This is a genomic window from Rhodoferax sp. OV413 (assembly GCF_945881795.1).
Lineage (GTDB): Bacteria > Pseudomonadota > Gammaproteobacteria > Burkholderiales > Burkholderiaceae_C > Allorhodoferax.
In genome coordinates this window covers 29,588-51,647 of record NZ_CAMCVG010000006.1, presented here as the reverse complement: position 1 = coordinate 51,647, position 22,060 = coordinate 29,588, and the positions used below count along the sequence as shown (strand labels likewise).

Genomic DNA, 22,060 nt, shown 5'->3' with positions numbered 1-22,060 from the left:
GATTGCCGCGTTTGCTGAGCACCAGCACCCGGAAATCGGTGCAAATCTTGGCGTCCAGAAGATCTTTGGGCAGGCGCTGCGGGTCTACCGCGTCCAGGTCGATTAGGGGGGTTGCGAACGCCTGCGACAGTGTTTGCGCCAGATCGGCCGAGGACACGGCCGCTGAACCCACCAGCTCTGCGATGAAACTATTTTTGCCTGAGACCGCCTTGCGGTAGATATCCTCTGCTGCTTTTTGCGGCAGTTTGCCGGCCGCCACCAAAGCGCGGCCAATACCCGGCAGGGCAATCGAGGCGGTGTCGCCGGTCAACATGTCAGCAGAGGCCATAGCGCCCGAGGATAGCCGATGCTTTTTACGTTTGTACTAGGCGCCCCACGGGCTGCCCGCTGCGTCTTTAGCGGAGAGCAGGGGCGCGAAACGCAGCGCCGGCCAAGCGATAGCCAATGTCGGGTCGTTCCAGGCGATGCAACGCTCGTGTTCAGGGGCGTAGTAGTCGGTGGTCTTGTACAAAAACTCGGCGGATTCCGACAGCACCACAAAGCCGTGCGCCAGTCCCGGCGGCACCCAGAGTTGTCGCTTGTTGGTGGCGGACAGAATCTCCCCGACCCACTTGCCGTAGGTGGGAGACTGCGGGCGGATGTCCACCGCTACATCGAACACTTCCCCCGCTGTCACCCGAACCAGCTTGCCCTGCGGCTGCTGAGTCTGGTAATGCAGGCCGCGCAGCACGCCGTAGGCTGACTTGGAGTGGTTGTCCTGCACAAAGGGCAGCGTGACGCCGGTGGCTTGGCGGAAAGCGCGCTCGTTAAAGCTCTCAAAAAAGAAGCCCCGCTCATCCCCGAACACCTTGGGCTCAATCAGCAAGACGTCGGCAATCGCCGTTGGGATGACCTGCATCAGAACACCTTGTCCTGCAATAGGCGCAGCAGGTATTGGCCATAACCCGACTTGGCCAGCACCTGCGCGAGCTTTTCCAACTGTGCGTCGTCAATCCAGCCGCTGCGCCACACAATTTCCTCGGGGCAAGCCACTTTGAGGCCTTGGCGGTTTTCGATGGTGTGGATGAACTGCCCCGCTTCCAGCATGGACTCGTGGGTGCCGGTGTCCAGCCAGGCGTAGCCACGGCCCATGGTTTGCACATCCAGCGTTCCGCGCTCCAGGTATAGGCGGTTGAGGTCGGTAATTTCCAGTTCGCCACGGGCAGACGGTTTGACCTGTTTGGCCAATGCCACCACGTCCGCGTCATAAAAATACAGGCCGGTGACGGCGTAGCGGGACTTGGGCGCTTTGGGTTTTTCTTCAAGGCTGATGGCCCGGCCCTGCGCATCAAACTCCACCACACCGTAGCGCTCGGGGTCATTGACCGCATAGGCGAACACGGTAGCGCCGTGGGTCTGGCGGTTTGCGTTTTGGAGCAGGCCGGCAAAGTCGTGCCCGTAAAAAATGTTGTCGCCCAGCACCAGGGCGCTGGGGGCGCCATCCAGAAACTGCTCGCCAATCAAAAAGGCTTGCGCCAAACCGTCCGGAGAGGCCTGCACCGCATATTCAATATGGATGCCCCACTGGCTGCCGTCGCCCAGAAGCTGCTCGAAGCGCGGCGTGTCTTGCGGTGTGCTGATCACCAACACCTCCTTGATGCCTGCCAGCAGCAGCACGCTCAAGGGGTAGTAAATCATCGGCTTGTCGTAGACGGGCAGCAACTGCTTGCTGACCGCCTGCGTGGCCGGGTAGAGCCGCGTGCCCGAGCCGCCGGCGAGGATGATGCCTTTGCGAAGTTTGTCGCCTGCGACCGCGCTGCCAAGTTTGCTGGTGTTTTCGCTGGTGTTTGTCATGGTCTTAGTTCCCTGAAATCTCAATCAACATGCGTTTCACACCCTCTTGCCAGTGCGGCAGGCGCAGCCCGAAGGCGTTCTGCAGTTTGGTGGTGTCCAGCCGGGAGTTCAGCGGCCGGCGGGCGGGGGTGGGGTAGCTGCTGGTGGGCGTGGGTGCCACCTGCGCCGCCGTGGCCTTGAGTGGGAGTCCCAGCGCTGCGGCCTGCTCCAGCACAAACTGCGCATAGCCATACCAGCTGGTTTCTCCTGCCGCAATGCAGTGGTAGAGCCCGGCCAGATCAGGCTGGGTTTGCAGGCTGCGGATGGCGTGGGCCGTCACGTCGGCTAAAAGTTCAGCGGAGGTGGGCGCACCGAACTGGTCGTTGATGACGGTGAGGCTTTCGCGCTCAGCGGCCAGGCGCAGCATGGTCTTGGCAAAGTTGCCGCCGCGCGCGGCATAGACCCAGCTGGTGCGCAGGATCAGGTGCCGTGGAGTGTTCGCCACCGCCTGCTCACCTTCCAGCTTGGTCTGGCCATAGACACTCAAGGGGCCGGTGGCATCGGATTCTTTCCAGGGCGCGCTGCCGCTGCCGTCAAACACATAGTCAGTGCTGTAATGCACCAGCCATGCTCCTGTTTTTGTAGCTGCTTGCGCAAGTATGGCGGGCGCTCGGGCGTTAATAGTGTGTGAAAGTTCGGGTTCGGACTCGGCCTTGTCGACAGCCGTGTGGGCCGCGGCGTTGACGATGACATCGGGCTGCACCGCTTCTACCGTGCGGGCCAGACCTTCGAGGTCGGTAAAGTCGCCGCACAGGCCTTGCGGGTTCTGGCGGGCGTCAAAGTCCAGCGCGACCACCTCGCCCAACAGGCTCAGAGAGCGCTGCAGCTCCCAGCCCACCTGGCCGCCGCGGCCGAACAGCAGGATCTTCATGCCGTCGCTCCAGCGTGGCCCACAGTGTTACCGGTATTGCTGGGGTCGCCGTACTGCTTGCTCACCCAGTCGCGGTAGCTGCCGCTCAGCACGTTGGCCACCCACTGAGGGTTGTCGAGGTACCACTGCACGGTTTTTCGGATGCCGGTCTCAAAGGTTTCGGCCGGCTTCCAGCCCAGTTGCTGCTCAATCTTGCGGGCATCAATCGCGTAGCGGCGATCGTGTCCGGGCCGGTCGGTCACAAAAGTGATTTGATCCTTATAGGGCCTGCCGTCGGCACGCGGCTTGAGTTCGTCCAAAAGGGCGCACACGGTGTGGACGATGTCGAGGTTGGGCTTTTCGTTCCAGCCACCCACGTTGTAGGTCTCGCCCAACACACCGGCTTCCAGCACGCGGCGGATGGCGCTGCAGTGGTCTTTGACGTAGAGCCAGTCACGGATTTGCTGGCCGTCGCCATACACCGGCAGCGGCTTGCCGGCCTGGGCGTTCACGATCAGCAGCGGGATGAGCTTTTCCGGGAAATGGAAGGGGCCGTAGTTGTTGCTGCAGTTGGTGGTGAGTACCGGCAGGCCGTAGGTGTGGTGGTAGGCGCGCACCAGATGGTCGCTGGCGGCTTTGCTGGCGCTGTACGGGCTGTTGGGCTCGTAGCGCTTGGTCTCGGTAAAGGCCGGGTCGGTTTTGGCGAGTGAGCCGTATACCTCGTCGGTGGATACGTGCAGAAAGCGAAAGGCAGCCTTGGCGTCCGCGGGCAAGGCACCCCAGTAAGCACGCACGCTTTCCAGCAGGTGGAAGGTGCCCACGATATTGGTCTGGATGAATTCGCCCGGGCCGTGAATCGAGCGGTCCACATGGCTCTCTGCCGCAAAGTTCAGCACCGCGCGGGGTTGGTGTTCCTGCAGCAGGCGAGTGATGAGCTCCGCGTCACCAATATCGCCCTGCACAAACACATGGGCCGGGTTGCCCGACAGCGCAGCCAGATTCTCCCGATTGCCGGCGTAGGTGAGTTTGTCCAGGTTCACCACCGTCTCGCTGGAGCCGGCAAGCCAGTCCAGCACAAAATTGCTTCCAATGAAGCCGGCGCCGCCGGTTACCAAAATAGTCATGCTTCTTGTTCCCTGGGTTTGCGGTCATCCGGACAATTATCTGCCGCACTGTCCGTGCCAAAAGCGCAAAAAGCGCAAAAAGCAGCTGGCTTACCCTGCTGCCAGCGGGTGGCGTAGTTCGTGCCCCACACGCGCCAGGCAGTCGGCGCAGAGCAGACTGGCCTCCGTGGGGCTGCTGCTTTCTGCGTAGCAGCGCAGTTCGGGGGCGTTGCCGCTGGGGCGCAGGTGCACGATCTGGCCGCCGGCAAAGTGCACCCGCAGGCCGTCCGTCTCGTCGATGGATGTGATAGCGCCGGCATCAGGGGCCAGCAGCGTTTGCAATTGCGCCGCATTGCCCCGCAGGCGCTCCAGGAGCGCGCGGCTGTTGTCGGTGGGAATACCTTGCAGGCGGTCGCTGGCGGTAAATCGCTGTGGGAGGTTCCGGCTGAGCTCGGACATTTTCAGGCCGCGTGCCTTGGCACTGCACAGCAGCGCCAGGATGGGCAGTACCGCATCCCGCGTGGGAAGAGGGGCCAGGCATGGGCCTTGCGCAGGAGATGCGCCAGCGCGGAGCACCTCGCTGCCCAACAAAAATCCGCCATTGGCCTCAAAGCCCACTACCAGCGGTGCGCCGGATTCGGCGGCCTGCTGCATGCCCTCAATCACATAGGGCGAGCCGATGCGGGTGCGGATGATGCGCGGGAATGACCCGCTGCGCTCCAGCATGGTGTTGCTGCTTACCGGTGTGACCACTGCCGTGGCTTGCAAGGTTTGTGCGCACAACACCCCCACCACATCGCCACGCAGCCAATCGCCGTTTTCGTCGCCAATCAGGGGGCGGTCGGCATCGCCGTCGGTAGAGACGATGGAGTCAAAGGCATGCTCCTGCGCCCATGTGCGGGCCTGCGCGATGTCCTCGGTTCGAACGGCTTCGGTGTCAATAGGCACAAACACATCGGTGCGACCTAAAGACACGACCTTGGCGCCCAGCGCCTCAAGGATGGTGCGCAAGATATCGCGCGCAACGCTGCTGTGTTCGTAGACGGCGATGGTTTTTCCGGCCAAGGCGTCTGTGCCAAAAAAACCGGTGTATCGCGCAAGATAAGCCTGCTGCACGCGCGCATCAGGCGTTGGCAATTCGACCAGCGCGGCCGCTGGACCTGCATTTACCGCGCAGGCCAGCATGGCTTGTTCATCGGCTTTGCTGATTTCGCCGCTGGCGGTATAGAACTTGATTCCGTTGCGGTCGAAAGGGATGTGGCTGCCGGTTACCACCATCGAAGGGGCGCCCATCTGCATGCCAAAGAGTGCCAGCGCCGGGGTGGGCAAGGCGCCGGCGAATACCACACGGATCCCGCGCTGTGCCAGGGCTGCTGCGCAGGCAGCCGCAATGGCGGGGCTGCTGGGGCGCAAATCGTGGCCCAGCACCACGGTGCTTGCTTGGGGCACCACCGCCTCGATGAAAGCGGCGGTGTAGGCCTGGCAGACGGCCGCTGTCATGTCGGCCACTTTGCCGCGCGCGCCGCTGGTGCCAAAGGCCACGCCGGACTGCGCGGCGACTTGCTGAAGGGTGATGGCGGGCACGGAGCGGGTGTTTGACTCAGGAATTGAGGACCGAATTGGCAACCTGCTCAGCGCCCGATGGCGAGGTATTCGATACCCATGCCGCGCACCTGTTGGGGGTCGTAGAGATTGCGGCCGTCAAAGATGACCGGTTGCTTGAGTTTGGCTTTGATGTTGTCGAAGTCGGGGCTACGGAACTCGCGCCATTCGGTCACGATGATGAGCGCGTCCGCGCCTTCGAGCGCAGCCGTCTGGTTGTCGGCATACGACAGGCGGGCTTCGTCGGGGAAGCAGTGTTGCGCCTCTTTCATCGCTACCGGGTCGTAGGCGGTGATGGTGGCGCCGGCGTCAAGCAGGTCTTGAATCACGTCGCGGCTGGTGGCTTTGCGCATGTCATCGGTATTGGCCTTGAAGGCCAGGCCCCACACCGCAAAGTGCTTTCCCTTCAGATCCGCGCCAAACCGTTGAATCACCTTGCCGCCAAGCACCCGCTTTTGGGCGTCGTTCGCCTCTTCCACCGCATTGAGCACGCGCAGGCGGATGCCGGCATCGGTTTGGGCTGTTTTGATCAGCGCCTGCACATCTTTGGGAAAGCAGGAGCCGCCGTAGCCTGCGCCGGCGTACAAGAAGTCGTAACCGATGCGGGGGTCCGATCCGATGCCCTTGCGCACGTTTTCAATGTCGGCACCCAGCTTCTCAGCCAGATTGGCCAGCTCGTTCATAAAGCTGATGCGGGTGGCCAACATGGCGTTGGCGGCGTATTTGGTGAGTTCTGCACTGCGGATGTCCATCACGATCAGGCGGTCGTGGTTGCGCTGGATAGGGGCGTAGAGCGCGCGCATGTTGAGCGCGGCCTGCTCGTCGTCGCAGCCCACCACGATGCGGTCGGGGCGCATAAAGTCGTCAATGGCAGCGCCTTCCTTCAGGAATTCGGGGTTGCTGACCACGCTGAACGGGGTGCTCACGCCGCGTTGTGCCAATTCGTCGGCAATGGCGGCTTTCACGCGGTCTGCGGTGCCTACCGGCACGGTGCTCTTGTCCACCACGACCTTGTAATCGGTCATGTATTTGCCGATGTTGCGGGCTGCGGCAATCACGTACTTCATGTCGGCAGAGCCGTCTTCATCGGGCGGGGTGCCAACGGCGATGAATTGCACGGTACCGAAGTGCGCTGCTTTCTCGACGTCGGTGGTGAAATGCAAGCGGCCTGCGGCCACATTGCGTTTGACCATCTCTTGCAGGCCGGGCTCATAAATCGGAATACCGCCGTCTTCCAGGATTTTGATTTTTGCGGGATCCACATCCAGGCACAACACGTCGTTGCCGACGTCGGCGAAGCATGCGCCTGAGACCAGGCCCACGTAGCCGGTTCCGATGACAGTGATTTTCATAGCTAGAGTTTAAAAAACGCGCAACAGGCGCTTGGGCAGGCAAAGCCCGCTTGAGTGACAAAAGAGTGAAAATTTAATGCTAATAATATTTCACTAATAAGTCTGATTTGAGTGCTCTCGCGCAAGCCGAACGGCTTGGTGTGAGGGGTCTGGCTGCGGGTACATTATTTGGTCACACCGCATTTTTCAGGGCGCGAGGAGAAAGACAGCATGGCAAAAGGAATGATTCTGGCGGCGGGTCAGGGAACGCGGGTCCGCCCCCTCACCAAAGACCTGCCCAAGCCGATGGTGCCCATTCTGGGTAAGCCGGTCATGGAGTACCTGATTGAGCATCTGGCCCGCCACGGCATCCGCGAAATCATCGTCAACGTGGCCTACCACCACCAGCGCATCGAGCAGTATTTTGGCGACGGCAGCCGCTGGGGCGTGGAGATTGCCTACTCCTACGAAGGCGTGCGGGAGCATGGCGACATCCTGCCCAAGCCGATGGGGTCTGCCGGCGGCATGCGCCGGATTCAGGATTTCAGCGGTTTTTTTGACGAGACGACCTTGGTGCTGTGCGGCGACGCGCTGATCGACCTTGACATCACCGCCGCCTTGGCCGAACACAAGGCCAAGGGCGCGTTGGCCAGCGTGGTCGCGCTCGAGGTGCCGCTGCACGAAGTGCAAAACTACGGTGTGGTGGTGGCTGACGCTGATGGGCACATCCAGTCTTTTCAGGAAAAGCCCAAGCCCGAAGAGGCCAAGTCCACACTCGCCAGCACCGGCATTTACATTTTCGAGCCGGCCGTGCTCGACAAGGTGCCCGCAGGCAAGGTGTACGACATCGGCTCCGAGCTGTTTCCCCGTCTGGCGGCCGACGGTTCGGCATTTTTTGTACAAAACCGCCCTTTCAACTGGATTGATATCGGGCGGGTGAGTGATTACTGGACGGTGTTGCAGCGCGTGCTCAAGGGCGAGGTCGAGAACATGCCCATCCCCGGCAAGCAAGTGAAGCCCGGCGTCTGGGTGGGGCTCAACACCAACATTCCGTGGAACCAGGTGAAGATTGAAGGCCCGGTGTATATCGGCTCCAGCGTCAAGATTGAGGCTGGCGCCACCATCATCGGCCCGGCGTGGATCGGTCACGGCAGCGTTATCCGCTCGGGGGCCAACATCACCCGCAGCGTGTTGTTTGAGTACACCCGCGTCGCGCCCGACATGCATTTCTTCGAAATGATCGTCTCGCGCCTGTATTGTGTGAACCGGTACGGTGAAACCTTGTACGCCGGGGACGATACGTCCATGCTGCGCTGGGGCGATGCCCGGGCCTGAGCACAATGCCCCATCCTGTTTGAGAACTAACTTATGTTGATTCAACCTGTTGTCTTGTCCGGCGGCTCTGGTACCCGTTTATGGCCTTTGTCGCGCGAAAAATATCCCAAGCAGTTGCTCCCCCTGATTGGCGAAGATTCTCTCTTGCAAGCCACCATCCGCCGGGTGGACGGCATTGCCGGTGCCGAGTTGGCCGCACCCATGGTGGTGTGCAACGAGGAGTACCGCTTCGTCATCGCCGAGCAAATGCGGCTGATGGGCAAGCCGGGCAGTGTGATTCTGGAGCCTTTGGGCCGAAATACCGCACCAGCGCTCACCATTGCTGCGTGGGCTGCTCTTAAAAACGGAGCGGACCCCGTCTTGCTGGTGATGCCGGCTGACCATGTCATCATGGATTTGACGGCGTTTCAGGCGTCAGTGGCGCGCGGCGCGGCCTTGGCGGACGGCGGCGCGGTGGTGACATTCGGCATCACCCCCGATGCGCCTGAGACAGGCTACGGCTACATCCAGTCCGGCGCAGCGTTTGGCGACGATGGCGCACGACGCATTGCCCGGTTTGTGGAAAAGCCCAACCTGGCCACCGCCCAGGCCTATCTGGACGAGGGCAGTTATTCCTGGAACAGCGGGCTCTTCATGATGAAGGCGTCGGTGTGGCTGCGGGCCTTGGCGATCTGCCGGCCCGATATCGCCCAGGCGTGCGAAGCGGCGTGGCAGGACGGCAGCGCCGACGGCACCTTCACCCGGGTCGGTAAAGAGGCCTTCAGCGCCTGCCCCAGCGATTCGATTGACTACGCTGTGATGGAGCGTCTGGCGGGTGATGGCGGCGCTGCGCCGCAGGGCCTGCCTGTGGGTGTGGTCATTCCCATGAGTGCGGGCTGGTCCGACGTGGGTGCGTGGGAGGCGCTGTGGAATGTGCTGCCCAAAGATGCGTCCGGCAATGTGACGCAGGGCGACGTTCTCATGCAGGACAGCAGTAACACGCTGGCCCTGTCCGAGGGGCGCTTGATTGCGTGCGTCGGCGTGGATGATTTGATCGTCGTGGAAACCGCCGATGCGGTTTTGGTGGCGCACAAGAACAAGACGCAAGACGTGAAGAAAATCGTGGACCGCCTGAAACAGATGGGCCGCCAGGAGGGGCAAACCCACCGCAAGGTGTTTCGCCCCTGGGGCTGGTACGACAGCATCGACCACGGCGAACGCTTTCAGGTCAAGCGCATTGTGGTCAAGCCCGGCGCAGCACTGTCTTTGCAAATGCACCATCACCGCGCAGAACACTGGATTGTGGTGAGCGGCACCGCCCGGGTGACGGTGGGCGACAAAGTGGTCCTGTTGTCAGAAAATGAGTCCACCTATATTCCGCTGGGGACCACCCATAGGCTGGAAAACCCCGGAAAGCTGGAGCTCGAAATGATTGAGGTGCAGTCGGGCAGCTACCTGGGCGAAGACGATATCGTTCGCTTTGAGGACGTTTACGGGCGCTCTGCCTAAAGGGCCTGGGGGGGAAGTGTCGGATTGAGAGGGTTTGAGCCTCCTGATTCCTCGCCCCTCCGCCCTGTTAGTGGTTTCGCTCCAGCAGCTGGTGCGCCAGATTGATCAAACAGGCTGAATAGTCGTTCTCCGGCAGGCGCCGGGCAGCCGCAATGGCGCGCTCAGCTTCTGCCCGGGCGCTGGCCCTGGCTACATCGAGCGCGCCGGTCTTGAGCACGATGGCAACCACCGCGTCCAACATGGCAACGTCGCCGTTTTCGATGGCAGTTTGGATGGTGGTTCGCTCGGCTTCGCTCGCGCGTTGCATCGCAGCAATCAGGGGCAGGGTGGTCTTGCCCTCGCGCAAGTCGTCGCCGAGGTTCTTTCCCATCACCGCGGTGTCGCCGGTGTAGTCCAGTACATCGTCAATGACCTGAAAGGCGGTACCCATGGCCTGGCCGAATTCCGCGCAGGCCTCTTCCTGCAGAGGCGACGCACCCGACAAAATGGCGCCGACCCGGGCGCTGGCCTCGAACAATTTGGCGGTTTTCGATCGAATGACCTGCAGGTACCCCGCCTCATCGAGGTCGGCGTTGTGCATATTCATCAGCTGCATCACCTCGCCCTCCGAGATGATGTTGGTGGCGTCCGCCAGCACATGCATGATGCGCATGCTCTGGGCGTCGACCATCATCTGAAAAGCACGGGAATACAAAAAGTCACCCACCAACACGCTGGCCGGATTGCCAAAATTCGCGTTGGCGGTGGGGGCGCCGCGGCGCAGGGCGGACTCGTCCACCACGTCGTCGTGCAGCAAGGTCGCGGTGTGGATGAACTCGACCACCGCAGCCATATTGAAGCGTTGATCGCCCCGGTAGCCCAGCGCGCCACAGCACAGCAACAGCAGCGCCGGCCGCAACCGCTTACCGCCGGCGGAGATGATGTACCGGGACACACTGCTGACGAGTGGTACGCCGGAGTCCAACCTCCGGGCGATTACCCTGTCAACTTCGCGCATATCGCTCTCGACGATCGAAAGACCCGTCGCAGGAGCAGGAGTAGAAACTTGCAAGGCGTATGACCGTTTTTGTTTCGCGGATTATAGGGACGCGGGAGTCGCTGCAAGGGCACGGGGTATACCGCTTTTGTTAAGCGATTTTGACGAATTGCCACCCAATGCTATAATCCTAGGCTCTGTAAAAATCAATTTGCAGAATTTCCTAGTCGAAGAGGTCAATATGTACGCGGTCATAAAAACCGGCGGCAAGCAATATCGCGTTGCGGCCGGCGAAAAAATTAAAGTAGAACAGATTGCTGCGGACGTAGGCCAAGAGATCGTGTTGGACCAGGTTTTGGCAGTCGGCAACGGCGCTGAACTCAAGGTCGGCACACCCTTGGTGTCCGGTGCGACCGTTACGGTCACAGTAATTTCCCACGGAAAGCACGACAAAGTGCGCATTTTCAAAATGCGTCGTCGTAAGCACTACCAAAAACGTCAAGGTCACCGCCAGCAGTTCACTGAACTGCAAATCGGCGCGATTTCTGCTTAAGGGGCATAGGTCATGGCACAGAAAAAAGGCGGCGGCTCTACGCGAAACGGGCGCGATTCCAAGCCCAAGATGCTCGGTGTGAAGGCTTTCGGCGGTGAGTTGATCAGCGCCGGCTCCATCATCGTGCGCCAACGCGGCACCAAGTTCCACGCAGGCGAAAACGTCGGCATGGGAGTGGACCACACCCTGTTTGCACTGGTGGACGGCAAAGTGTCGTTCGCAGTCAAGGGTGCATTGAACAAGCACACAGTGAGCATCACTGCAGCGTAATCTGCACAGGCTCCCCCGAAAAACCCTGCGCCCTTCGCGCGGGGTTTTTCATTTCTAACCGCGGTGTACCACCATGAAGTTTGTTGACGAAGCCTACATTGATATCTCCGCGGGAGACGGTGGCGCAGGTTGCGTTTCATTCCGCCATGAGAAGTACAAAGAGTTCGGCGGTCCCAACGGGGGAGACGGCGGGCGTGGCGGGCATGTGTTCGCGGTGGCCGATTCCAATCTCAACACGCTGGTGGACTACCGGTTTGCGCGCCGCTATGACGCCAAGCGGGGCGAACACGGCATGGGCTCCGACATGTTCGGCGCCGCCGGTGACGACATCACCCTCAAAATGCCGGTGGGCACCATCATCACCGACGCCGAGACCGGCGAGGTCTTGTTTGAGCTGCTGCAACCCGGCGAGGTCATCACCATTGCCAAAGGCGGCGACGGCGGCTTTGGCAACCTGCGCTTCAAGAGCGCCATCAACCGCGCCCCGCGCCAAAAGACACCCGGCTGGCCCGGCGAGAAGCGCAACCTCAAGCTCGAACTCAAGGTGCTGGCCGATGTGGGCCTCCTGGGCATGCCCAACGCCGGCAAATCCACTTTTATTTCGGCGGTCTCCAACGCCCGCCCGCGGATCGCCGACTACCCGTTCACCACCCTGCACCCCAATCTGGGCGTGGTACGGGTCGGTCCGGAGCAAAGCTTTGTGGTGGCCGATTTGCCGGGCCTGATTGAAGGTGCGGCCGAGGGCGCCGGTCTGGGGCACCAGTTTTTACGTCACTTGCAACGCACCCGGCTGCTGCTGCATGTGGTGGACATCGCGCCGTTTGACGAAGGCGTGGACACCGTTGCGCAGGCCAAGGCCATTGTGAACGAGCTCAAAAAATACGACGAGAACCTCTACAACAAGCCGCGCTGGCTGGTCTTGAACAAGCTCGACATGGTGCCCGCTGATGAGCGCGCTGCGGTGATCAAGGATTTCGTCAAGCGCTACAAGTTCAAGGGGCCGGTGTATGAGATCTCGGCCTTGACGCGGGAGGGGTGCGACCCTCTGATCAAGGAAATCTACAAGCACATCAAGGCGCAGCAAGTGGCCGAGATGCCTCATGTGGAGGTGGACCCGCGCTTTGCTCCAGGTTCCACGGCACCAGACCTCCCGTCCGCAGAACAAGCCTCTGCCGACAAGTCTGCTGAAGAATAGTCGGCGGTAGTTGATTCTGCTTTCGCCTGGCATTCGCTCCTGTTTTTATAGCTGCCTGCGCATATTCCATAAGGGTTTGAGTCGCTTATGAGCCAAAAATTTAGTTCGACCGTGTTGCGCGATGCGCGCCGTGTGGTGGTCAAGGTTGGCTCCAGCCTGGTCACCAACGATGGCCGCGGGTTGGACGAGGTGGCCATCGGCGAATGGTGCCGGCAGATGGCGCACCTGATTCGCGACGGGCGCGAGGTCATCATGGTCTCCAGCGGCGCCATTGCCGAGGGCATGAAGCGGCTGGGCTGGACCACCCGCCCTCACGCTGTGCCGGAGCTGCAGGCCGCCGCCGCGGTGGGGCAAATGGGGCTGGCCCAGATGTACGAGACCAAGCTGCGCGCCAACGGACTGGGCAGCGCACAAGTTTTGCTGACGCATGCCGACCTGGCCGACCGCGAGCGTTACCTCAACGCCCGCTCCACCTTGCTAACGCTGCTCAAGCTGGGGGTGGTGCCAGTCATTAACGAGAACGATACGGTGGTCAATGACGAAATCAAGTTCGGCGACAACGACACCCTGGGCGCGCTGGTGGCCAATTTGGTGGAAGCGGACGCACTGGTCATCCTGACCGACCAGAGGGGCCTGTTCACCGCCGACCCCCGCAAAGACCCCCACGCCACGCTGGTGACCGAGGCGCTGGCAGGTGATGTGGCGCTGGAGTTGATGGCCGGTGGCGCCGGCAGCAGTATCGGCCGCGGCGGCATGCTGACCAAGATTTTGGCGGCCAAGCGGGCGGCCGGTTCGGGCGCGTCCACCGTCATCGCCTGGGGGCGCGAGCCCGATGCGCTCATCCGTTTAACGCAGGGCGACGCGATTGGCACCCTGCTCACCGCCGACACTCCCAAGCTGCAGGCCCGCAAGCAGTGGATGGCCGACCACCTGCAAATGCGGGGTGCCGTGGTGGTGGATGCGGGAGCCGCGGCCAAGCTGCGCGACGAAGGCAAAAGCCTCCTGCCGATTGGCATGCTGCAGGTCGAGGGGGAGTTTTCCCGGGGTGACGTGATTGCGGTGCGCGATGAAGGCGGCCTTGAGATTGCGCGCGGCTTAGCCAACTACGCCAGCGCTGAGGCGCGGCTGTTGTGCCGCAAGCCCTCCGCTGAATTTGAGCGCTTGCTGGGCTACGCTGCCGAGCCTGAAATGCTCCACCGCGACAACCTGGTCATCAGCCGCTGATACCGCCCGCTAGCCCCGCCCGCTAGCCCCAGCGGTTATGAATCGACTGCTTGCCCGCTGCCTCAAAACTGCAGGTTGGGCGTGGTGATGCCGGTTTTCTTGCCGGTTTGCAAGGATTTGATGATGTCTTCCTTGCTGCTGGCCAGGCGGGTGTCGCAGGCGGCTTGCCTGGCAAACACCCGCGCGTGCTGCGATCCCATGTTGTCCATCACATCGCGCCACACCGGGTTAGATGCCGGATTCCAAACGCCGTTCGATCCCGCCCGGGCGTAGGTCTTCACTTCACTGGTCAGGCAGCGCAAGCCCTCGTACACCGCGTTGCTGTTGCCATTGGCGTTGGTCATGACCGCCACATAGCGCACCACGCCGTCGTCTCCGACCTTGATAGTGTTCGGGTCGATGCCAATCTTCACCGTAACGAATTGCGGCATCTCGAGTGCCAGCACCTTGGTCGTGGAGTAAGCGGGCGCAGGGGGCTCTTTCTCTTCCTTCCAGTCGAGGTTGTCCCGGGTGTTCTGGGCCAGACTTGCGGCGCAACTCAGGCACAGGACCAGGGCCGTGGTGATGGGGGGGAATTTATTCATGGTGCGGTGGCCGGTTGGTGCCCGGGTCGGGCTCGAAACTGGCGCCCGGTGGCAGTTCCATCTGGTTGTTCGGTTGCGAATCTTCCCGCCCCGAATCGGACTCCCGCGGGCGGCTGCCGCCGTGTCGCAAAAAACGATTACGCGGCTCTGTGCCCGCCTCATGGCGCGGCAGGTAACGGGCGAGTTCGATCAGCGCCATCTCGTACACACCGCGCTTGAATTCGACCACTGCATCCAGCGGCACCCAGTAGTCGTTCCAGCGCCAGGCGTCGAATTCGGGATGGCTGGTGGCGCGCAGGTTCAGGTCCCAGTCGTGGCCCACTAGCTGCAGCAGGAACCAGATCTGTTTCTGTCCCTTGTAATGGCCTCTTGCATCTCTGCGGATGAATCGATCCGGCACCTCGTAGCGCAACCAGTCGCGGGTACGGGCCACAATGCTCACATGCTCCGGGAGGAGCCCGACTTCCTCGTGCAACTCGCGGAACATGGCCTGCTCGGGGGTCTCTCCCCGGTCAATGCCACCCTGCGGGAATTGCCAGGAGTGGGTGCGTATGCGCTTGCCCCAAAATACCTGGTTTTTCTGGTTGAGCAGGACGATGCCGACGTTGGGCCGAAAGCCGTCCCGGTCAAGCATAATCAAACCCCAATTTTTAAACTTCATTCATTATGCACAGCGAAAGCAGTGCTTCAAGGTGTGGAGTTCCCGTAGTCCACCGAGCGACCCATGAAAGCCTCCCAATTCCTGATTTCCACCCTCAAAGAAGCGCCCACCGATGCCGAAGTGGTGAGCCACAAACTCATGATGCGGGCGGGCATGATCAAGAAACTGGGCGCCGGCATTTACAACTACATGCCCATGGGCTTGCGTGTGATTCGCAAGGTCGAAGCCATCGTGCGCGAGGAAATGAACCGCGCCGGCGCCGTGGAGCTGACCATGCCCGTGGTGCAACCCGCTGAGCTGTGGCAGGAAACCGGCCGTTTCGACAAGATGGGCCCTGAGCTCTTGCGCATCAAAGACCGCCACGACCGCGACTACGTGGTGCAGCCCACCAGCGAAGAGGTGGTGACCGACATCGCCCGCCAGGAAATCAAGAGCTACAAGCAGCTACCCAAAAACTTTTACCAGATTCAGACCAAGTTTCGTGACGAACGCCGGCCCCGTTTTGGCCTGATGCGCGGGCGCGAGTTCATCATGAAGGACGCCTACAGCTTTGACCGCGACCAGGACGCCGCCAAGGCCAGCTACCAAGTCATGGCCCAGGCCTACCGCCGGATTTTTGACCGTTTTGGCCTGACCTACCGCGCGGTTGCCGCCGACAGCGGCGCGATTGGTGGCGATTTGAGCGAAGAGTTCCAGGTGATTGCTGCGACCGGCGAAGACGCCATCGTCTATTGCCCCACCAGCGACTACGCCGCCAACATGGAAAAGGCCGAGGCCCTGGCTCCAGTTCCTGTGGTTTCGCGTGCGGCGCCGGAAGCGACTGCGCAAGCCGCTATGGAAAAAATAGCAACTCCGGGCAAGAGCACCTGCGCGGATGTGGCGGCCTTGCTGCAAGTGCCCCTCACCAGCACCGTCAAATCGCTGGTGCTTGCGACCGACGAAATGGACGAGCAAGGCGCTGTCAAAAAAACGCAGGTGTGGCTGCTGCTGCTGCGCGGTGACCACGATATGAACGAAGTCAAGGTCGGCAAGCTGCCCGGCTTGGAGGGCTTTCGGTTTGCCACCGTGCCGGAAATTGAGGTGCACTTTGGCGCCAAGCCCGGCTACCTCGGGCCGATTGGCCTGCGCCAGCCGGTGCGCCTGGTGGCGGACCGCGACGTCGCCGTCATGGCGGACTGGATTTGCGGCGCCAATGAAGAAGACTTCCACATCCGCGGCGTCAACTGGGGCCGCGACCTGCCCGAGCCCGACCTGGTGGCCGACATACGCAACGTGGTCGAGGGCGACGCGTCTCCGGACGGACGGGGCGTGTTGGCGATTGAGCGCGGCATCGAGGTGGGTCATGTGTTTTACCTCGGCACCAAATACAGCCGCGCGATGAACGCCACTTTTCTGGACGTGAACGGCAAGCCCCAGTTCATGGAAATGGGCTGCTACGGCATTGGCGTGACCCGGCTGCCGGCTGCTGCCATCGAGCAAAACCACGACGACCGGGGCATCATCTGGCCTGACGCGCTGGCCCCGTTCACCGTGGTGCTATGCCCCATCAGCCCCGACCGCTTTCCCGACGTTAAGTCCGCTGCCGACGCGCTCTACCAAGAGCTGCTGGCAGCCGGGGTCGACGTGATTCTGGACGACCGCAACGAACGCCCAGGCGCCATGTTTGCCGACTGGGAGCTCATCGGCGTGCCGCACCGCGTCAACATTGGCGACCGCGGGCTGAAGGAAGGCGTTGTCGAATACCAGCACCGCCGCGACAGCGCGCCCACCAGCGTGCCCTTGGCGGATATTGCCTCGCTCCTGCTCGGCCGCCTCAAGGCATGACCCAGCTGGTCGCCGGTTCGCAGTTTTCAAGGCGAATCGGCCTCCAGCGCGCTGCAGCATTGTGCGGGCTGCTATTTTTTTCGGAGCGCAGCGCCCGGGCTGGTGCGCAAATCGAGGAGCCGCTGGCAGACGCCGTGCGCACCGCGCTGAGCTCTGCCATTCACAACGCTGCGCCGCCGGTGCCCGAGTTCTCTGATACCGAATCGCGCCTTGCGTATTTGCGCTGGCTGGGCGCCATGAGCGAGCGTCTCAAGAAGAAAAAGCCCGAATGGGACGTGCGTCGCGAGTTCCTGCAAACCGTTTGGTACGAGAGCAAGCGCGCGGGGCTGGACACCGCGCTGGTGTTGGGCTTGATTCAGGTGGAGAGCAACTTCCGTAAATTTGCGGTGAGTAGCGCTGGCGCGCGGGGCTATATGCAGGTGATGCCCTTCTGGACACGGGCCATCGGCGATGGCGACCCCGGCACACTCTTTCACATGCAAACCAACCTGCGCTTCGGCTGCGTGATCTTGCGCCACTACCTGGAGCGCGAGCGTGGCGATTTGTTTCTGGCCTTGGGCCGCTACAACGGCTCCCGGGGCAAGGCCCCGTACCCGAACGCGGTGCTGGCAGCCCGCCGCAACTGGGAGCCGCCGGCGCCTTGAGCGTGTTTCGCCGGCCTTGATGGGGCGTGCTTAGCTGGCCTTATTGGAGCGTGCTTAGCTGGCCTTGTAGGCCAGGGCCTGCGCCAGTTCGCCGGATTCGTACATCTCCATCATGATGTCAGAGCCGCCGATGAACTCGCCCTTGACGTACAGCTGCGGGATGGTGGGCCACTGGCTGTATTCCTTGATGCCCTGGCGGATGCCGTCGTCTTCCAGCACGTTCACCGTCTTGATGGCCTTGGTCTCCACGCCGCAGGCTTTCAGGATTTGAATTGCTCGGCCCGAAAAGCCGCACTGCGGAAAGCTCGCCGTGCCCTTCATGAACAGCAGGACCTCGTTGGATTTCACCAGTTCGTCAATACGTTGTTGTGCGTCGCTCATATCTCAGTTCCCGAAAACGTTAAGGCCACGATTATTTCACCTCAGGCCGGCCTTGTCGCCCCGCGGCCGCCTAGGCGCATGGGCAGCATGGCTTTTTACGATAATTGCAGTCATGAACATCACCAAAAACACCGCAGTCACGCTGCAATTCAAGATCTCTGACACCAGCGGCAAGCTGCTGGACCAGAGCCAGGAACCCATTGCCTACCTGCACGGCGGTTATGGCAACACCTTCCCGAAAATTGAAGAGGCCCTCGAAGGCCAAGCTGCCGGTTACGCCACTACCGTGGAGCTTGCGCCCGCCGACGCCTTTGGCGAATACAGCGAAGCCCTGCTGCAGACCATTCCCAAGACGCAGTTCCCGCCTGGCGTCAAGGTGGGCGGCCAGCTCGAAGGCCGCGCCGAAGACGGCAAGACCATCGTCTTTAACGTCGTCAAGATCAAAGGTCCGGTGGTGCATCTGGATGGCAACCACCCGCTGGCCGGCAAGACCCTGCGCTTTGCGATCAAGGTGCTGGAAGTGCGCGCAGCCAGCGACGAGGAAATCGCCCACGGGCATGTGCATGGGGCCCATGGCCATCACCATTGATTGCTATCTATTGGGATAAAGATCGCTATTTATTCCATTAATTTTTAATTTATTGGCAATAACTGCCAACAAATAACATTTTTTGGCAAATAAAGCAATCTGCTGCCTGGCCTGAAGGACTACGATACTAATTCGTTCATTGGTGTCATGCCCTTCAGGAGTTTTGCCGTGTTGTCCCATCCCGCTACCAAGTACCGCGCCTTCCCTGCCATCGATTTGCCCCAGCGGCAATGGCCCACACGGACCATCACCCGGCCGCCCATCTGGATGAGCACCGACCTGCGCGATGGCAACCAATCCCTGTTTGAGCCCATGAACGCAGAGCGCAAGCTCCGCATGTTCCGCACGCTGCTGCAAGTGGGGTTCAAGGAAATCGAGGTGGGTTTCCCCAGCGCCTCGCAAACCGACTTTGACTTTGTGCGCCTCCTCATCGAGGGCGGCCATATTCCGGATGACGTGACCATCGAGGTGCTCACCCAGTCTCGCGAGCCGCTGATTGCCCGCACCATCGAGTCGCTCAAAGGCGCGCGGCGCGCCATCGTGCACGTCTACAACGCCACTGCACCGGTATTTCGCGAAGTCGTGTTCGGCATGAGCAAGCCCGAGGTGAAGGAACTGGCCGTGTCCTCGGTGCGGCTCATCAAAGACATCACAGACACCATGCCCGAGACCGAGTGGGTGCTGCAATACAGCCCCGAGGTGTTCACCAGCACCGAGCTCGAATTTGCCTGCGAAGTGTGCGACGCCGTCACGGCCGCATGGGGCGCCACGCCGGACAACAAAGTCATCCTCAACCTGCCCGCCACGGTGGAAGTGGCCACCCCCAACATTTACGCTGACCAGATCGAATGGATGCACACGCACCTGGCCCGCCGTGACAGCATCGTCCTGAGCCTGCACCCGCACAACGACCGTGGCACCGGCGTGGCGGCAGCCGAGCTTGGCATGATGGCCGGCGCCGACCGTGTCGAGGGCTGCCTGTTTGGTAATGGCGAGCGTACCGGCAACGTCGACCTTGTCACCCTCGCACTCAACATGTACACCCAGGGCGTGAGCCCGGGCCTCGATTTCTCGGACATCAACGCCATTGCCCGCACTGTCGAGTATTGCAACCAGTTGCCCATTCACCCGCGCCACCCGTATGTGGGTGACCTGGTGTTCACCGCGTTCAGTGGCTCCCACCAGGACGCCATCAAAAAAGGCTTTGCCGCCCAAAAGGCAGCCGGGCCCGACGCGATGTGGAATGTGCCCTATATGCCCATCGACCCCGCCGACGTGGGCCGCAGCTACGACTCGGTCATCCGCGTCAACAGCCAGAGCGGCAAGGGCGGCGTGGCCTACCTGATGGAGGCCGAGTTCGGCGTCGTCATGCCGCGCAGGCTTCAGGTGGAGTTTTCGGGCGAAGTGCAGACCTACACCGACACCCACGGAGGTGAGATGAGCGCGCAAGACATCTGGAACCTTTTTGACGCAACCTACCTGAACGACCCCGAGGCCCGGGTGCGCTATGTCGAGCACCACCTCTTCGAACAACCCGGCCAAGCCGGCAAGGCCCACGTGCAGGGCATCCGCATCGGACTCGAGGTGGACGGTCAGTCTGTGACGCTCAGCGGCGAAGGCAACGGCCCGATAGACGCGGCCGTGCAGGCCCTGCAGACGATTGGCGTGCGGGTGGAAGTGCGCAGTTATGAAGAGCGCAGCACCAAGTCCGCGCCTGGCGCCAGCGGTGCGCAGGGCCAGAACGAGGGCGCTGCGGCCCGGGCCTGCGCCTTTCTGGAGCTGGTCGCCACGCAGGGCGGGGCCGGCACCACGGGCGACGCGGCTGGCACGGCCGACGCTGGAAAGGGCGGTGAACGATTTGGCGTTGGCCTCGACACCAACATCGTCACCGCGTCCATCAAAGCTCTCATCAGCGGCGTGAGCCGGCTGGGGCTGGTGGACAGGGGCGTGGTGGAGGCGGCGTAAATCGACAGCGTCAGCAGCCGGTTGTTGACGTACCCCTACCCAACCCAGTTTTCCAGCTGTAGGGCGGGCACACGCTCAAACTCACGCAGGTTGTTGCTCACCAAAATCAGCCCCTCGCTGCGCGCGTGCGCGGCGATGTGCAAATCGTTCACGCCGATGGGAGTGCCGGCTTGCTCCAGCGCGGCGCGAATCTGTCCGTAATGCTGTGCTGCTTTGGGGCCATAGTTCAGCACCTCCAGCCGGCTGCAAAAGTCTTCCACCACGGCCAGGGATTTGGCGGAAGCGCTGCTTTTTTCTGCGCCGTGCAGTAACTCGGACAGGGTGATGGACGAGATGGCAAGGTGCCCCGCATGGGCATTAAAAAGGGCAAGTGCGGCCGGTGGTCTGCGCTTGATGACGTAAATGGCGATGTTGGTATCGAGCAGATACTTCAGCATCACAGACTTTCCCGCGGGGCTTGCTCCTGGCTGGCGCGCTCGGGCATGAAGTCTTCAGGCACCGGCTCAGTTTCCTGAAAGAAGCTGTCCCAGGTGTTTTCCACCGGTGTGATGATGCGTTCCAGGCCCCGCGCACGCACATTCACCCGCTTCACAAAAGCGGGCAAGCGCATGTCGGCTGGCAGCCTGATGGCTTGGCTTCGGTTGGTGGTGAATACGGTGCTGGTGGACATGACGCCTCCTAGCTGCGGGATATAGCGCATTGTATATGGCGCATTTCAACTGTCCGCCCACGCCCCCCCGCTGCATCGCTCGATGCCGGCCAGGTCTTTGCGGCTTTGCACTTGGCTGTAGCCTGCGTCTGCCAGCAGGGAGCGAACGGCAGGGGCCTGGTCGTAGCCGTGCTCCAGCAGCAGCCAGCCGCCGTCTCGCAGGTGGCTGCGGGCCGCTGTGATGATGGTGCGGATGTCGTCCAGCCCGTCGGCGCCGGCGGTTAATGCCTGCCGCGGTTCAAAGCGGAGGGCAGGCAAGTGGTCATCGTCTTCGCGGATGTAGGGCGGGTTGGACACGATGGCGTCAAACACTCCTGCCGTATCCTCCAGCCACACGCCTCGGCGAAATTCGACCTCCAGCCCGAGGCGTTGGGCGTTAGAGCGCGCCACCGCCAGGGCGTCGGCGCTGGCGTCCACCGCCTCCAATTGCCAGTCTGGCCGCTGTGATTTCAGGGCCAGCGCGATGGCACCGCTGCCGGTGCCAAGATCCAGCACGCGGGGGGCCCCTTCCTCCGTTGTTTGGGTAGGTCTTTGAGGCGGTGATTCAGTGGCGGCGCGGCAGGGCACGACCTCCAGCGCCCAATCCACCAGTGTTTCGGTGTCGGGCCGGGGCACCAGCACCCGGGCGTCTACCAGCAAGTCCAGTCCGTAAAAGGCTTTGTGCCCGGTGATGTAGGCCAGCGGCTCACCGTCGCAGCGGCGTTGCGCGGCCTTGGCAAGGGATTCAAAAACGCCTGCGGGCAGTGCGTCGGTGTCGTGCGCCAGCAGCCAAGCCCGCTCATGCGGGGCGCGGCCCAGCGCGTGCAGCAGCAGCAGCTGGGCGTCCAGCGTAGCCATCCCCAGCGCGGTGCAGTGCTGCTGGGCCTGTGCGACGGTCAGTATGTCCATGTGCTATCAAAAAAGA

General features: G+C 61.8%; 23 protein-coding genes and 1 pseudogene. 10 read left to right on the top strand and 14 right to left on the bottom strand.

Translation table 11 applies throughout. The features are described 5' to 3' along the window. The 7 genes and pseudogenes from Q0O05_RS01755 to Q0O05_RS01725 all read right to left on the bottom strand — a co-directional run. A pseudogene (locus Q0O05_RS01755) lies at positions 1 to 328 on the bottom strand (type IV-A pilus assembly ATPase PilB); the annotation flags it as partial. A 36-nt stretch (positions 329 to 364) separates the two neighbouring features. Next, complete coding sequence (rfbC, locus tag Q0O05_RS01750; RefSeq protein WP_293660125.1) at positions 365 to 898, bottom strand: dTDP-4-dehydrorhamnose 3,5-epimerase; 534 nt, start codon at positions 896 to 898, stop codon at positions 365 to 367. Further along, a complete protein-coding gene (gene rfbA / locus Q0O05_RS01745) occupies positions 898 to 1,833 on the bottom strand; it encodes a glucose-1-phosphate thymidylyltransferase RfbA (RefSeq protein WP_293660124.1) in 936 nt (311 codons plus the stop codon). The genes rfbC and rfbA overlap by 1 nt, the downstream gene beginning before the upstream one ends. A gap of 4 nt (positions 1,834 to 1,837) precedes the next feature. Then, positions 1,838 to 2,743, bottom strand: coding sequence for a dTDP-4-dehydrorhamnose reductase (gene rfbD, locus Q0O05_RS01740; RefSeq protein WP_293660123.1), 906 nt, complete (start codon positions 2,741 to 2,743; stop codon positions 1,838 to 1,840). Further along, complete coding sequence (rfbB, locus tag Q0O05_RS01735; RefSeq protein WP_293660122.1) at positions 2,740 to 3,846, bottom strand: dTDP-glucose 4,6-dehydratase; 1,107 nt, start codon at positions 3,844 to 3,846, stop codon at positions 2,740 to 2,742. Before rfbB ends, rfbD begins: the two co-directional genes overlap by 4 nt. A gap of 90 nt (positions 3,847 to 3,936) precedes the next feature. Then, complete coding sequence (locus Q0O05_RS01730; protein WP_293660121.1) at positions 3,937 to 5,409, bottom strand: phosphomannomutase; 1,473 nt, start codon at positions 5,407 to 5,409, stop codon at positions 3,937 to 3,939. A 47-nt stretch (positions 5,410 to 5,456) separates the two neighbouring features. Continuing rightward, on the bottom strand, positions 5,457 to 6,779 hold the full coding sequence (locus tag Q0O05_RS01725; protein WP_293660120.1) for a UDP-glucose/GDP-mannose dehydrogenase family protein: 1,323 nt from the start codon (positions 6,777 to 6,779) through the stop codon (positions 5,457 to 5,459). A 210-nt stretch (positions 6,780 to 6,989) separates the two neighbouring features. On the opposite strand from Q0O05_RS01725, the gene Q0O05_RS01720 reads away from it, so the two are divergent. Both Q0O05_RS01720 and Q0O05_RS01715 read left to right on the top strand, forming a co-directional pair. Further along, on the top strand, positions 6,990 to 8,093 hold the full coding sequence (locus tag Q0O05_RS01720; RefSeq protein ID WP_293660119.1) for an NDP-sugar synthase: 1,104 nt from the start codon (positions 6,990 to 6,992) through the stop codon (positions 8,091 to 8,093). Between the two features lie 33 nt (positions 8,094 to 8,126). Then, positions 8,127 to 9,581, top strand: coding sequence for a mannose-1-phosphate guanylyltransferase/mannose-6-phosphate isomerase (locus tag Q0O05_RS01715; RefSeq protein WP_293660118.1), 1,455 nt, complete (start codon positions 8,127 to 8,129; stop codon positions 9,579 to 9,581). Positions 9,582 to 9,648: 67 nt separating this feature from the next. Here the strand turns inward: Q0O05_RS01715 and Q0O05_RS01710 are convergent, their stop codons facing one another. After that, complete coding sequence (locus Q0O05_RS01710) at positions 9,649 to 10,578, bottom strand: polyprenyl synthetase family protein (protein WP_293660131.1); 930 nt, start codon at positions 10,576 to 10,578, stop codon at positions 9,649 to 9,651. Between the two features lie 220 nt (positions 10,579 to 10,798). Here Q0O05_RS01710 and rplU point away from each other — a divergent pair, with 220 nt between their 5' ends. The 4 genes from rplU to proB all read left to right on the top strand — a co-directional run bounded on the left by rplU (position 10,799) and on the right by proB (position 13,799). Beyond that, entirely contained in the window at positions 10,799 to 11,110 is a 312-nt protein-coding gene (gene rplU / locus Q0O05_RS01705) for a 50S ribosomal protein L21 (protein WP_293660117.1), read from the top strand. 12 nt (positions 11,111 to 11,122) lie between these two features. Beyond that, positions 11,123 to 11,380, top strand: a complete 258-nt coding sequence (rpmA, locus tag Q0O05_RS01700; protein ID WP_293660116.1) for a 50S ribosomal protein L27 — start codon at positions 11,123 to 11,125, stop codon at positions 11,378 to 11,380. Positions 11,381 to 11,453: 73 nt separating this feature from the next. Next, positions 11,454 to 12,575, top strand: coding sequence for an Obg family GTPase CgtA (cgtA, locus tag Q0O05_RS01695; protein ID WP_293660115.1), 1,122 nt, complete (start codon positions 11,454 to 11,456; stop codon positions 12,573 to 12,575). 87 nt (positions 12,576 to 12,662) lie between these two features. Next, positions 12,663 to 13,799: a glutamate 5-kinase gene (gene proB, locus Q0O05_RS01690; RefSeq protein ID WP_293660114.1), complete on the top strand. Its 1,137-nt coding sequence runs from the start codon at positions 12,663 to 12,665 to the stop codon at positions 13,797 to 13,799. Positions 13,800 to 13,861: 62 nt separating this feature from the next. Here proB and Q0O05_RS01685 read toward each other — a convergent pair whose 3' ends face one another. Together Q0O05_RS01685 and Q0O05_RS01680 are read right to left on the bottom strand one after the other, a co-directional pair. Then, positions 13,862 to 14,383: a CNP1-like family protein gene (locus tag Q0O05_RS01685; protein ID WP_293660113.1), complete on the bottom strand. Its 522-nt coding sequence runs from the start codon at positions 14,381 to 14,383 to the stop codon at positions 13,862 to 13,864. Then, positions 14,376 to 15,017: an RNA pyrophosphohydrolase gene (locus Q0O05_RS01680; RefSeq protein ID WP_293660129.1), complete on the bottom strand. Its 642-nt coding sequence runs from the start codon at positions 15,015 to 15,017 to the stop codon at positions 14,376 to 14,378. Before Q0O05_RS01680 ends, Q0O05_RS01685 begins: the two co-directional genes overlap by 8 nt. Before the next feature lie 90 nt (positions 15,018 to 15,107). Here Q0O05_RS01680 and Q0O05_RS01675 point away from each other — a divergent pair, with 90 nt between their 5' ends. Together Q0O05_RS01675 and Q0O05_RS01670 are read left to right on the top strand one after the other, a co-directional pair. Continuing rightward, on the top strand, positions 15,108 to 16,868 hold the full coding sequence (locus tag Q0O05_RS01675; RefSeq protein WP_293660112.1) for a proline--tRNA ligase: 1,761 nt from the start codon (positions 15,108 to 15,110) through the stop codon (positions 16,866 to 16,868). Then, positions 16,865 to 17,512: a lytic transglycosylase domain-containing protein gene (locus Q0O05_RS01670; RefSeq protein WP_293660111.1), complete on the top strand. Its 648-nt coding sequence runs from the start codon at positions 16,865 to 16,867 to the stop codon at positions 17,510 to 17,512. Before Q0O05_RS01675 ends, Q0O05_RS01670 begins: the two co-directional genes overlap by 4 nt. Before the next feature lie 54 nt (positions 17,513 to 17,566). Here the strand turns inward: Q0O05_RS01670 and grxD are convergent, their stop codons facing one another. After that, positions 17,567 to 17,893, bottom strand: coding sequence for a Grx4 family monothiol glutaredoxin (gene grxD / locus Q0O05_RS01665; RefSeq protein ID WP_293660109.1), 327 nt, complete (start codon positions 17,891 to 17,893; stop codon positions 17,567 to 17,569). Positions 17,894 to 18,005: 112 nt separating this feature from the next. Between grxD and Q0O05_RS01660 the strand changes: the two genes are divergently transcribed. After that, the gene (locus Q0O05_RS01660) at positions 18,006 to 18,482 is read left to right on the top strand and encodes a peptidylprolyl isomerase (RefSeq protein WP_293660107.1); all 477 of its coding nucleotides are present in this window, start codon (positions 18,006 to 18,008) and stop codon (positions 18,480 to 18,482) included. Between the two features lie 168 nt (positions 18,483 to 18,650). Beyond that, entirely contained in the window at positions 18,651 to 20,447 is a 1,797-nt protein-coding gene (leuA, locus tag Q0O05_RS01655) for a 2-isopropylmalate synthase (RefSeq protein WP_293660106.1), read from the top strand. 35 nt (positions 20,448 to 20,482) lie between these two features. Here leuA and Q0O05_RS01650 read toward each other — a convergent pair whose 3' ends face one another. From Q0O05_RS01650 to prmC, 3 genes are read right to left on the bottom strand one after another with little or no spacing between them, the layout of a single operon-like run. After that, the gene (locus Q0O05_RS01650; protein WP_293660105.1) at positions 20,483 to 20,884 is read right to left on the bottom strand and encodes a type II toxin-antitoxin system VapC family toxin; all 402 of its coding nucleotides are present in this window, start codon (positions 20,882 to 20,884) and stop codon (positions 20,483 to 20,485) included. Then, positions 20,884 to 21,117 carry a type II toxin-antitoxin system VapB family antitoxin gene (gene vapB / locus Q0O05_RS01645; RefSeq protein WP_293660104.1) on the bottom strand — a complete coding sequence of 78 codons (234 nt, stop codon included), beginning with the start codon at positions 21,115 to 21,117 and terminating at the stop codon, positions 20,884 to 20,886. The genes Q0O05_RS01650 and vapB overlap by 1 nt, the downstream gene beginning before the upstream one ends. Positions 21,118 to 21,162: 45 nt before the next feature. Next, positions 21,163 to 22,044 carry a peptide chain release factor N(5)-glutamine methyltransferase gene (gene prmC, locus Q0O05_RS01640; protein WP_293660103.1) on the bottom strand — a complete coding sequence of 294 codons (882 nt, stop codon included), beginning with the start codon at positions 22,042 to 22,044 and terminating at the stop codon, positions 21,163 to 21,165. Between the last annotated feature and the right edge of the window lie 16 nt (positions 22,045 to 22,060).